The sequence below is a fragment of the Streptococcus sp. A12 genome (assembly GCF_905372335.1).
In the GTDB taxonomy this organism is placed as follows: domain Bacteria; phylum Bacillota; class Bacilli; order Lactobacillales; family Streptococcaceae; genus Streptococcus.
Genome location: NZ_CAJPOU010000042.1, coordinates 1 through 11,283, shown reverse-complemented (window position 1 = coordinate 11,283; position 11,283 = coordinate 1). Strand labels below are relative to the sequence as shown.

General features: G+C 41.3%; 12 protein-coding genes, 1 pseudogene and 1 other annotated feature. All 13 genes and pseudogenes read left to right on the top strand.

The genetic code is table 11. The features are described 5' to 3' along the window. A pseudogene (locus QZ158_RS06410) lies at positions 1-654 on the top strand (translational GTPase TypA); the annotation flags it as partial. A 22-nt stretch (positions 655-676) separates the two neighbouring features. Next, entirely contained in the window at positions 677-943 is a 267-nt protein-coding gene (locus tag QZ158_RS06405; RefSeq protein ID WP_023026447.1) for a DUF3165 family protein, read from the top strand. Between the two features lie 181 nt (positions 944-1,124). Further along, positions 1,125-2,477, top strand: coding sequence for a UDP-N-acetylmuramoyl-L-alanine--D-glutamate ligase (gene murD, locus QZ158_RS06400; RefSeq protein WP_293886854.1), 1,353 nt, complete (start codon positions 1,125-1,127; stop codon positions 2,475-2,477). Position 2,478: 1 nt separating this feature from the next. Next, on the top strand, positions 2,479-3,549 hold the full coding sequence (locus QZ158_RS06395; RefSeq protein WP_293886852.1) for a UDP-N-acetylglucosamine--N-acetylmuramyl-(pentapeptide) pyrophosphoryl-undecaprenol N-acetylglucosamine transferase: 1,071 nt from the start codon (positions 2,479-2,481) through the stop codon (positions 3,547-3,549). Next, positions 3,546-4,763: a cell division protein FtsQ/DivIB gene (locus tag QZ158_RS06390; protein WP_293886850.1), complete on the top strand. Its 1,218-nt coding sequence runs from the start codon at positions 3,546-3,548 to the stop codon at positions 4,761-4,763. Before QZ158_RS06395 ends, QZ158_RS06390 begins: the two co-directional genes overlap by 4 nt. A gap of 141 nt (positions 4,764-4,904) precedes the next feature. Beyond that, positions 4,905-6,257, top strand: a complete 1,353-nt coding sequence (gene ftsA, locus QZ158_RS06385; protein WP_293886848.1) for a cell division protein FtsA — start codon at positions 4,905-4,907, stop codon at positions 6,255-6,257. A gap of 15 nt (positions 6,258-6,272) precedes the next feature. After that, positions 6,273-7,550 (top strand): cell division protein FtsZ, encoded by a 1,278-nt coding sequence (ftsZ, locus tag QZ158_RS06380; protein ID WP_293886846.1) that lies wholly within the window; start codon positions 6,273-6,275, stop codon positions 7,548-7,550. Between the two features lie 2 nt (positions 7,551-7,552). Further along, a complete protein-coding gene (locus tag QZ158_RS06375; protein ID WP_156676172.1) occupies positions 7,553-8,221 on the top strand; it encodes a YggS family pyridoxal phosphate-dependent enzyme in 669 nt (222 codons plus the stop codon). Between the two features lie 9 nt (positions 8,222-8,230). Continuing rightward, positions 8,231-8,860: a cell division protein SepF gene (locus QZ158_RS06370; protein WP_285338153.1), complete on the top strand. Its 630-nt coding sequence runs from the start codon at positions 8,231-8,233 to the stop codon at positions 8,858-8,860. Position 8,861: 1 nt separating this feature from the next. Then, on the top strand, positions 8,862-9,122 hold the full coding sequence (locus QZ158_RS06365; RefSeq protein ID WP_006596781.1) for a YggT family protein: 261 nt from the start codon (positions 8,862-8,864) through the stop codon (positions 9,120-9,122). Then, on the top strand, positions 9,119-9,907 hold the full coding sequence (locus QZ158_RS06360) for a YlmH/Sll1252 family protein (RefSeq protein WP_195610900.1): 789 nt from the start codon (positions 9,119-9,121) through the stop codon (positions 9,905-9,907). The genes QZ158_RS06365 and QZ158_RS06360 overlap by 4 nt, the downstream gene beginning before the upstream one ends. 9 nt (positions 9,908-9,916) lie before the next feature. Then, positions 9,917-10,756 carry a DivIVA domain-containing protein gene (locus tag QZ158_RS06355; RefSeq protein WP_061563677.1) on the top strand — a complete coding sequence of 280 codons (840 nt, stop codon included), beginning with the start codon at positions 9,917-9,919 and terminating at the stop codon, positions 10,754-10,756. Then, positions 10,747-10,963, top strand: a binding site (T-box leader). (Overlaps the previous gene by 10 nt.) A gap of 51 nt (positions 10,964-11,014) precedes the next feature. After that, on the top strand, positions 11,015-11,283 hold a 269-nt coding region (locus QZ158_RS06350), incomplete at its 3' end, for a class I tRNA ligase family protein (protein WP_293886837.1).

The window sequence follows — 11,283 nt, the reverse complement described above, 5'->3', positions numbered from 1 at the left end:
GGTGTGAAGTGCGAGCCATTTGAGCGCGTGCAAATCGATACTCCAGAAGAATACCAAGGATCTGTTATCCAAAGCCTTTCTGAACGTAAGGGTGAAATGTTGGATATGATTTCAACTGGTAATGGTCAAACTCGTTTGGTCTTCCTAGTTCCTGCGCGTGGTTTGATTGGATACTCAACTGAGTTCTTGTCAATGACTCGTGGTTACGGGATCATGAACCATACCTTCGATCAATACTTGCCATTGATTCCAGGAGAAATTGGTGGACGTCACCGTGGTGCCCTTGTTTCGATCGATGCTGGTAAGGCTACAACCTACTCTATCATGTCTATCGAAGAACGTGGTACTATCTTTGTCAACCCAGGTACTGAGGTTTACGAAGGAATGATCATCGGTGAAAACTCTCGTGAAAATGACTTGACTGTTAACATCACGAAGGCTAAACAAATGACCAACGTTCGTTCCGCTACTAAGGACCAAACAGCGGTTATCAAGACTCCTCGTATCTTGACGCTTGAAGAATCACTCGAGTTCTTGAACGACGATGAGTACATGGAAGTAACACCTGAATCAATCCGTCTACGTAAACAAATCTTGAATAAGGCAGAACGCGAAAAAGCAAACAAAAAGAAAAAATCAGCTGCAGCTGAATAAGAAATAAGAAAGGAGTGACAAAATGGTTTATTTGATTATAGGTATTTTGATCCTCCTTTTTTACCTTTTTGCAGCTCCAAAGAGCATCAGAGGAACTCTGAATGTAGTTACCTTAGTCGTATTGTTGGTCTCTTTGGTCATCCTCCTTTGCTTAGCGATTTTCCAAATCTTCCAATTGCCTTCAGAATTTTTTGTGGGCGCCTTCCTTGCTTTTGTAGGCTACCTGGCCCTCGTTGATATTTCGCGATTGCCGACCAAGTCTTCTAAACGCTTGGATAAATCAGAATAGACAGGAGATCTTGTCTCCATAAAAAAGAGTTGTTGTGATAGAAAATCATGGCGACTCTTTTTTATGAAAGATGCTGAAGCGGTCATTTTTATACGTGTTGCTTCTTTTGCTGTCTTAAGGCTTTTTAATTTGTCTAAAAAAGGGTAAAATAGAAGGTGAACAAATTGGAGAGAAAAAAGCTATGAACGTCATTGAAACATTTAAAAATAAAAAAGTCCTTGTTTTAGGATTGGCTAAGTCTGGAGAATCTGCAGCGCGACTACTCGATCACCTAGGAGCTATCGTAACGGTGAATGATGGCAAAGCCTTTGAAGAAAATCCTGCAGCCCAAAGTTTACTGGAAGAAGGAATCAAAGTCGTGACAGGAGGACATCCTCTGGAACTCTTGGATGAAGACTTTGCAGTGATGGTGAAGAATCCTGGAATTCCTTACACGAATCCTATGGTTGAACGGGCCCTTGAAAAAGGCATCCCTGTTTTGACCGAAGTTGAATTGGCCTACCTCATTTCAGAAGCGCCAATCATCGGAATCACTGGTTCAAACGGAAAAACAACCACCACTACCATGATTGGAGAAGTATTAACGGCCGCTGGACAAAACGGTCTCTTGTCTGGAAATATTGGTTTTCCAGCTAGTCAAGTCGCTCAAACAGCGACAGCGAAAGACACATTGGTAATGGAATTATCTTCTTTCCAATTAATGGGGATTGAAGCCTTCCATCCAGAAATCGCAGTCATTACCAATCTGATGCCGACCCACTTGGATTACCATGGATCTTTCGAAGGCTATGTAGCTGCAAAATGGGCGATTCAAAAGAATATGACTGTCAAGGATTTTGTGGTACTAAACTTTAACCAAGATCTAGCCAAAGACTTGGCTCAGCAAACAGAGGCTACTGTGGTGCCGTTTTCAACCCAAGAAAAGGTGGATGGAGCATATTTAGAGGATGGTGTCCTTTACTTTCGTGGTGAAGCCGTTATGCGAGCAGACCAAATCGGAGTACCAGGTAGCCACAATGTAGAAAATGCCTTAGCTACCATTGCAGTGGCCAAACTTCGTGGTGTTGACAATCAAACTATCCAAGAAACCTTATCAGCCTTTGGTGGGGTGAAGCACCGCTTGCAGTATGTAGTTGAGATTGAAGGGGTGAAATTCTACAATGATAGCAAGTCTACCAACATCTTAGCAACCCAAAAAGCCTTGTCTGGCTTTGATAACGCTCATGTCATCTTAATCGCTGGTGGCTTGGACCGAGGCAATGAGTTTGACGAATTGGTGCCAGATATTAATGGTCTTAAAAAGATGGTCATCCTTGGAGAGTCTGCTGAACGGGTGAAACGAGCAGCGGATCAAGCGGGTGTGGCTTATCTAGATGCGACGGATGTGGCAGATGCAACGCGCAAAGCCTTTGAAATAGCTGAGCCAGGTGATATCGTCTTGCTTAGTCCAGCCAATGCCAGCTGGGATATGTACGCGAATTTCGAAGTACGGGGCGATGAGTTCCTTAAAACAGTAGAAGAGTTGAAAAAATAATATGAAAAAAATAGTATTTACAGGGGGAGGTACAGTTGGGCATGTGACCTTGAATCTTCTCCTCATCCCTCGCTTCATCGAGGACGGTTGGGAAGTTCATTATATTGGGGACAAGAAGGGGATTGAACACCAAGAGATTTTTAAGTCTGGCTTGGACATCCATTTCCATTCGATTGCAACGGGCAAGTTGCGCCGTTATTTTTCTTGGCAAAATATGTTGGATATTTTCAAGGTCTTCTGGGGAATTCTCCAATCGATTTGGATCATGCTTCGTGTACGGCCGCAGGTTTTGTTTTCTAAAGGAGGCTTCGTTTCAGTTCCTCCGGTAGTGGCTGCGCGACTTTGCTTCGTTCCTGTATTGGTCCACGAATCTGACCGTTCAATGGGCTTGGCCAATAAAATTGCCTATAAGTTTGCAACGAAAATGTTCACAACCTTTGAGCAGCCGAAAAGTCTAGTGAAAGCCCAACATGTGGGAGCTGTGACCAAGGTTCGTCAGGAACAACTTCCAATCCCACAAGAATTGGAAGCAGTATTTGCTCAATTTGATCCACAGTTGCCAACCCTTCTCTTTGTGGGTGGGTCTGCTGGTGCACGAGTGTTCAATGAGTTTGTCACAAAAAATCGAGAAACCTTGCTAGCAAGATACAATGTCATTAATTTGACAGGGGCCTCCTCTTTGAATGAACAAGCACCTCATCTTTATCGCGTGGACTACGTGACGGATCACTATCTTCCTTTGCTCCAAAAGGCAGACCTAGTAGTGACTCGTGGAGGTGCCAATACGATTTTTGAACTCTTGGCCATGAATAAGCTCCATATCATCGTTCCCCTAGGGAAAGAGGCTAGTCGGGGAGATCAGATTGAAAATGCTCAATACTTTGTGGAAAAAGGTTATGCAGAAACCATCGCTGAGCCAGATTTGAGCATGGATCGGTTGCAAGAAACGATGGATAAAATATTCCAAGGGGCAGAAAGCTATCATCAAGCGATGAAGGATTCGAATGAATTGCTTTCCTTGGATGAATTTTATAACCTAGTCCATCAAGAAATTAATAAAAGGAAAAAATGACGGATAAGAAGAACCCAAAAACTCCTAAGGAAGTCACGAAGCTCTCTGAATGGCAGAGACGGAACCAGGAGTATCAAAAGAAAAAACAAATAGAAGAGCAAGAAGAAAAAGAAAAGAAGGCACAAGAAGAGAAGGAAAGACAGGAACTTCTGAATCAAAAAACTCCTTCTGAAGATCCAGAAGCAGATGGGCAAGATGCCGAGTCTGCAGAAGTAGAGGAAGATGAGAACGTAGCTGATGTAGCTGAGGAGGGATTGCAAGAAACTCTTCCTGATGAAATAGACGAAGAGAATGAAGAAGAAAAAATCATCTACCTAACAGAGCCTTCAGAAGATAGGTTCGAAGAAGAGGAACTAGCGAAGAAGGCCAAAAAGGAAGGTCAGATTGCGAGACGTCACATCTATCGAGCTATTCCTGTTTTGGTGATCAGTACCTTGATTGCAGTCTTTTCTGTCTATCTTTTAACACCCTTAGCTAAGCAAAAAATCATCGAATTCTCAGGGAATAAAAATGCGGATCAGACTTTGTTGTTTGAAAAGAGTCAGATCCATGATCGGGATTATACCTTGACAACTTTTTTGAATCGGGATCGCTATCTTGCCAATATGAAGGCAGCGAGTCCGTGGGTCAAAGATATTTCGATGACTTATGCCTTCCCTACGACGTTTAAGGTTCAGGTTGAGGAACACCAGGTCTTTGGTTACTATGTGACGGAGGAAGATCACTATCCCATTTTAGAAAATGGGGAAGTGGTAGAGACACCAGTTGCTGCTGATCAGCTTCCCAAGGCTTACCTAGCCGTTCGTTTTTCTGATCGAGAATTGGTCCGACAATTCGTCAAACAACTGGGGAAAATACCATCTTCTGTGCGCGATGAAATTGAGTCAGTGGACTTGACACCGAGCAAGGTGACTAAGGATTTAGTGACACTGACCATGAAGGATGGCACAAAGGTTTTAGTGCCTGTATCTCAGATCAAGCGTAAATTGCCTTATTACAATCAAATTCGCAAGCTAATTGAAGATGACAGTGTCATTGACATGGAAGCAGGTATATACAGTTACAATGCAGAAACAATGGCTACTTTAGCTCAGGAAAAGAAAGAAAAAGAAGAAGGTGAAGGGAACAAAACAGAAGAAGCTTATGCTAACTCGACAGATTCTGATGAGAGTGCAGTTGTAACCGAGCAACACGAAGAAGTTCCCGCTGAGTAAACCCTCATAAATTATCTGAAATAAATAAAGAAAATATGCCCACTATGGGCATTTTTGTGTTATAATGAAATTTGGATAGTTCTAACTAAAATGGAGCTATTAATTGACGTATAGGAAAACAAAAGAGAGAGGACTGGTGTAATGGCTAGAAACGGCTTTTTTACAGGTTTAGATATCGGTACTAGTTCAATAAAAGTATTGGTGGCAGAACATGTCAATGGAGAAATGAATGTAATTGGAGTCAGCAATGCGAAAAGTGCTGGCGTCAAAGATGGAATTATTGTTGATATTGAGGCTGCTTCTAATGCGATTAAAAGTGCAGTAAGCCAAGCAGAAGAAAAAGCAGGAATTTCAATCAATCTTGTGAACGTTGGGTTGCCAGCGAACCTTCTTCAAATTGAAGCAACTCAAGGAATGATTCCTGTAACCAGTGATTCAAAAGAAATTACGGATGCAGATGTTGAAAATGTTGTCAGATCTGCTTTGACAAAGAGTATGACTCCAGACCGTGAAGTCATTACCTTTATTCCAGAAGAGTTCACAGTTGATGGTTTCCAAGGAATCCGCGATCCACGTGGAATGATGGGAATCCGTTTGGAAATGCGTGGTCTCTTGTATACTGGTCCTAGAACTGTCCTCCATAATTTACGGAAAACAGTTGAACGTGCTGGTTTGCAAGTTGAGAACATCATTATTTCACCACTTGCAATGATTAAGTCTGTATTGAACGAAGGAGAACGTGAGTTTGGTGCGACCGTCATTGATTTAGGTGGAGGTCAAACGACAGTAGCTTCTGTTCGGAATCAAGAGCTTCAATTTACAAATATCTACCAAGAAGGTGGCGATTACGTTACTAAAGATATTTCTAAAGTATTGAAGACTTCTCAAAAATTAGCAGAAGGCTTGAAGTTCAACTATGGAGAAGCTTATGTTCCATCAGTTGGCGACGAAGTCTTCCATGTTGAGGTGATTGGTGAAGTAGAACCTGTCCAAGTATCTGAAAAATATTTGGCAGAAATTATTTCAGCTCGGATCAAACACATCTTCGACCAAATTAAACAAGATCTTGAAAGAAGACATTTGCTTGATTTGCCTGGAGGAATTGTCATCATCGGTGGTGGCGCTATTCTCCCTGGTATTGAAGAATTAGCGCAAGAAGTCTTTGGTGTAAATGTGAAATTGTACGTTCCAAATCAAATTGGAATTCGCAATCCAGCTTTTGCCCACGTGATTAGCTTGTCTGAATATGCAGGAAACCTTACAGATGTAGATATTCTTGCTCAGGCTGCTGTACATGGGGACCAACGTCTTCGTCAGCAACCAATTCAGTTTGAACGACCAGTACAGCAACCAGTTGTTCCAGCATATGTACCGGAAGAAATAGAGCCTGTAGTAAACGTCGAGCAACAACATCCAGTTGAAGAACAAAAACAAGAAGAAAAAACTACCTTTACAGACCGAATGAAGAATTTAATCGGTAATATGTTTGATTAAGGAGTGTAAGTATTTATGACATTTTCATTTGACACAGCAGCGGCACAAGGTGCAGTTATTAAAGTAATCGGTGTCGGTGGCGGTGGCGGTAATGCCATCAACCGCATGATTGACGAAGGAGTTGCTGGTGTAGAATTCATCGCAGCAAACACAGATGTACAAGCACTTTCAAGTGCAAAAGCAGAAACAGTTATCCAATTGGGTCCTAAGTTGACTCGTGGTTTGGGTGCTGGAGGTCAACCTGAGGTTGGTCGTAAAGCCGCAGAAGAAAGTGAAGAAGTATTGACAGAAGCTTTGCAAGGTGCAGACATGGTCTTCATCACTGCAGGGATGGGTGGAGGATCTGGTACAGGTGCTGCACCAGTCATCGCTCGTATTGCTAAAGCTGTTGGTGCTTTGACAGTAGCCGTTGTAACTCGTCCTTTCGGATTTGAAGGAACAAAACGCGCAAACTTTGCAGTCGAAGGGATCAATGAACTTCGCGAACATGTGGATACTTTGTTGATCATTTCTAACAACAACTTGTTAGAAATCGTAGATAAGAAAACACCACTTCTTGAAGCATTGAGCGAAGCAGATAATGTCCTTCGCCAAGGGGTTCAAGGGATCACTGACTTGATCACAAGCCCAGGCTTGATTAACCTTGACTTCGCTGACGTGAAGACCGTTATGGAAAACAAAGGAAATGCCTTGATGGGTATTGGTGTAGGTAATGGTGAAGAGCGTGTCATTGAAGCAGCTCGTAAAGCTATCTACTCACCACTCCTTGAAACAACCATTGACGGTGCTGAAGATGTGATTGTCAACGTTACTGGTGGTTTGGATATGACCTTGATTGAAGCAGAAGAAGCTTCTGAAATTGTTAACCAAGCAGCTGGTCATGGCGTAAACATTTGGCTTGGTACATCTATTGATGAATCAATGAAAGATGAAATCCGCGTAACGGTTGTTGCAACTGGTGTTCGTCAGGATAAAGTTGAAAGAGTTAGTGGAATTGCATCTCATGCACCAAGTTCAACACGTTATTACCAAACTGGACCACGTGAACAACGTCCACAAACTCCACAATTCGATCGCGAATTCGATTTGAAGGAAGAAATCGAAATGCCTACTCCTCAATCACGTGCTAAACAAGAAACACCTCGTGGATCTGCGTTTGGAGATTGGGACATTCGTCGTGAAAACATTGTACGTCAGTCTGATACTAGCACTGGTCGTCAAGTTGAACGCTATGTGGATTCTTCTTCAGAAGATGATGAGTTGGAAACACCACCATTTTTCCGTAATCGTTAAGAATGAATCTGATTGAAAATAAAGAGCGAATATTCTCGCAGGTTGCACAAGCAATGGAAACAGCAAACCGCACGGATCAGGTCAATGTGATTGCTGTTACTAAGTATGTTGGTATCGACCAAGCCAAGGCTTTGGTTGATACAGGAGTCTGTCATATCGGTGAAAACCGTGTTGATAAATTTCTAGAAAAATACCAAGCTCTAAAAGATGAGGGACTGACCTGGCATTTGATCGGTAGTCTCCAACGTCGTAAAGTAAAAGAAGTTATCAATTTTGTAGATTACTTCCATGCTTTAGATTCTATGAAGCTTGCCCAAGAAATTCAAAAAAGGGCGAGTCACCCAATTAAATGTTTTATACAAGTTAATATTTCTGGAGAGGAAAGCAAGCATGGATTTGCTCCTGAAGAGCTCGATGCGGTTCTTCCTGAACTAGAAGGCTTGGATAACCTACAAATTGTTGGATTAATGACGATGGCTCCTTTTGAGGCAAGTCAGGACGAGTTGCAAGCCATATTTGCAGCAACTCACCAACTTCAAAAAGAATTACAAAAGAAACAGTTGAAAAATATGCCCTTTACAGAGTTAAGCATGGGAATGAGTCGTGATTATGATGTGGCGATTGCTAACGGTGCGACTTTTGTGCGAATTGGGACCTCGTTTTTCAAATAGGAAAGAATTATGTCATTTAAAGATAGATTTGATCGATTGATTGATTATTTTACTGAAGATGGAGATGAGTACGATGTGCAAGAAGCGCCTGCTCAAGCAGTCGGTGCTAGCCAACCTGTAGCATCCCCTAAACCAGTACAACCATCATCAAAACCACGTCAAAAAGCTGTGGTAGCTGCCAAGGAGCAGAAATCTACTCCTGTTGCAGTAAGTCGTCCACAAGTAGTTTCTACAGCAGTGGTTGAATCAGCTTCATCTCAAAAATCATCTTCTGAAAATATTACTCGACTTCATCAACGTCAACAAGAGTTGGCAAAAAATCGTTCTGCTGCAGATGAGAAGATTACGATTGATGTGCGCTACCCTCGTAAATATGAAGAAGCAACTGAAATTGTTGACTTGTTGTTGGCAAACGAAAGTATTCTTATCGATTTCCAATACATGACAGAAGTTCAAGCAAGAAGATGTTTGGATTATTTGGATGGTGCTCGCTATGTATTAGCCGGGAATCTACGTCGTGTTGCAAGTACTATGTACTTATTAACACCAATCAATGTCGTTGTGAATATTGAAGATATTCGCCTTCCAAATGATGTCGAAGTTGCTGAGTACGACTTTGATATGAAACGAAATCGTTAATATGTTTGTCCTACAATTAGTTAGAAATTTCTTTCAGGTTTTTGAGCTAGTACTAATCATCTATGCTTTGCTTAGTTGGTTTCCAAATGCATCAGAATCGGCTTTAGCTAAAATGGTTCAACGGATCGTCGAACCATTTTTGAGCCTATTTAGAAAGATTCCTTTGCAATTTGGTGGGTTAGACTTTACAGTCATGTTTGCCTTACTTGCTCTATCCGTAGTGGAACGATTTGTCCTTCAATTTTTGGTGCAGTTCATATGACCAAGGGATTTTATCAACACTATAGTCCAGAAGACCACGTCTTTATCGATCGAGTTCTAGAATTAGTAGCTCGAGTGGAGCAACAGTATAGTTTTGAACTGACTTCCTTTTTAAATCCACATCAGGTTGATATTTTACGACAAATTGGTGCCCACCACGGTTTGCAGGTGTTTTCAAGTGCAGAAATCTATCCTACAGAATATGCACGAGTGATTCTTGCTCCTAGCTACTATCAGTTAGAGGCATCTGATTTTGAAATGAGTCTGTTAGAAGTTCTCTATCCGGATAAGTTTTATCGGTTAAGTCACTCTCAAGTTTTGGGTTCGCTTCTCCATCAATTAGGCATAGAAAGAAAGTCTTTTGGAGATATTCTAGTTGGACAAGGGAAAATTCATATCTATGTGGATGAGCGTTTCTCCTCCTATTTCAAAGAGAATCTTAAGAAGATCGCAAAAGCATCTGTCAAGATTCGTGAGGTTGATTGTCGAGAACGGATCAGCGTAGACGAACCATCCAAACTCAAAGACCTATTGGTTACTAGTGTTCGACTTGATAAACTAGTAGCTTCTACCTTTAAGCTTGCTCGGTCTGTAGCTGTTCAATTAGTTCAGTCGGGTCAGGTAAAGGTAAACTATGCCACTATTGATAATCCTAGTCGGATGATCCAAGTAGCAGATTTAATTAGTGTTCGAAAGTATGGCCGATTTAAAATACTATCAGAAAATGGCCTATCAAAAAGTGGAAAATGCAAATTAACGGTTGAAGTATTTTCCAGTAGAAAATAAGGAGGAACTATGGCACTTACAGCTTTAGAAATCAAAGATAAACGCTTTTATGTAAAATTTAGAGGCTACGATGCTAAAGAAGTTGAAGAGTTTCAAGACATGGTCTACCGAGACTATGAAAAATTAGTTCGTGAAAATCATGAATTGGAAACAAAAATTAGTGCGTTGGAAGAACGCTTGAACTACTTTGACGAAATGAAAGACTCCTTGAGTCAATCAGTATTGATCGCCCAAGATACAGCAGAACGTGTGAAACATGCGGCAAATGAACGCTCAGAAACAATTGTTCGTCAAGCGGAGCAAGATGCTCACCATTTAGTTGAAGAAGCAAAAGCAAAAGCAAATGAAATTCTTCGTCATGCTACAGACAATGCCAAAAAAGTTGCTGTAGAAACGGAAGAATTGAAGAATAAGACACGAGTCTTCCATCAACGTTTGAAATCAACTATCGAAAGTCAATTGAGCATTATTGATACACCAGAATGGGATGAAATTCTTCGCCCAACTGCTATGTATATTCAAACAAGTGATGAAGCATTTCGTGAAATTGTTGAGAAAGCTTTGGGTGAATCTGTTCATCATCATTCAGAAGATGCTAACATTGATTTGACACGTCAATTTACTTCAGCTGAAATTGAAGAATTGCAAAAACGTATTGAGGCAGCTAACTTAGAGTTAGGCGCAACTCAAGCTTTTCAAGGATTGAATGAAAAAGTGAAAGAAGCATTGGAAGAAGCAGAAAAAAATCATGAAGATCAAGATTCTATTGATGTTGTCTTAGAAACTCCTGAAGCTGATGATATCGATGCTCCAGAAGAAGGACAACGTGAATCTGTTTCAATCTTATAATCTGTAAAAACAGTGACCTTATCAAATAGTTTTAGCGAGCAGGTGATGGTGGAAGACTTGCACTTCCTTTGTTAAGGTTGATCCTTTTACAAATTTTAGTGGTGAAATGAGTAACCACTAACGCTGGTCAGCGTTAGCGACAAAAGAGGAGAAAGAGAGGACTCTCTTTCTTGAATGAAGGTGGTACCACGACTTGTCGTCCTTTTTGGCGAGGTCGTGGTCTTTTATTTTGTAGAAATATTTTTTAGAGGAGACACCATGAAACTCAAAGAAACACTGAATTTAGGGAAGACAGAGTTCCCGATGCGGGCTGGTCTGCCTACAAAAGAGCCAGTTTGGCAAAAAGAATGGGAAGAAGCAAAGCTTTACCAACGTCGTCAAGAATTGAACCAAGGAAAACCACATTTCACCTTGCATGATGGCCCTCCGTATGCCAACGGAAATATCCACGTAGGACATGCCATGAACAAGATTTCAAAAGATATCATTGTTCGTTCTAAGTCTATGTCAGGTTTTTATGCACCGTA

Excerpts from the sequence above, each read along its gene's own strand:
- QZ158_RS06390 (WP_293886850.1), top strand. The coding sequence starts at position 3,546 with ATGACGGATAAGAAGAACCCAAAAACTCCTAAGGAAGTCACGAAGCTC.
- QZ158_RS06405 (WP_023026447.1), top strand. The coding sequence starts at position 677 with ATGGTTTATTTGATTATAGGTATTTTGATCCTCCTTTTTTACCTTTTT.
- QZ158_RS06375 (WP_156676172.1), top strand. The coding sequence starts at position 7,553 with ATGAATCTGATTGAAAATAAAGAGCGAATATTCTCGCAGGTTGCACAA.
- QZ158_RS06355 (WP_061563677.1), top strand. The coding sequence starts at position 9,917 with ATGGCACTTACAGCTTTAGAAATCAAAGATAAACGCTTTTATGTAAAA.
- QZ158_RS06370 (WP_285338153.1), top strand. The coding sequence starts at position 8,231 with ATGTCATTTAAAGATAGATTTGATCGATTGATTGATTATTTTACTGAA.
- QZ158_RS06395 (WP_293886852.1), top strand. The coding sequence starts at position 2,479 with ATGAAAAAAATAGTATTTACAGGGGGAGGTACAGTTGGGCATGTGACC.
- murD (WP_293886854.1), top strand. The coding sequence starts at position 1,125 with ATGAACGTCATTGAAACATTTAAAAATAAAAAAGTCCTTGTTTTAGGA.
- ftsZ (WP_293886846.1), top strand. The coding sequence starts at position 6,273 with ATGACATTTTCATTTGACACAGCAGCGGCACAAGGTGCAGTTATTAAA.
- QZ158_RS06360 (WP_195610900.1), top strand. The coding sequence starts at position 9,119 with ATGACCAAGGGATTTTATCAACACTATAGTCCAGAAGACCACGTCTTT.
- QZ158_RS06365 (WP_006596781.1), top strand. The coding sequence starts at position 8,862 with ATGTTTGTCCTACAATTAGTTAGAAATTTCTTTCAGGTTTTTGAGCTA.
- ftsA (WP_293886848.1), top strand. The coding sequence starts at position 4,905 with ATGGCTAGAAACGGCTTTTTTACAGGTTTAGATATCGGTACTAGTTCA.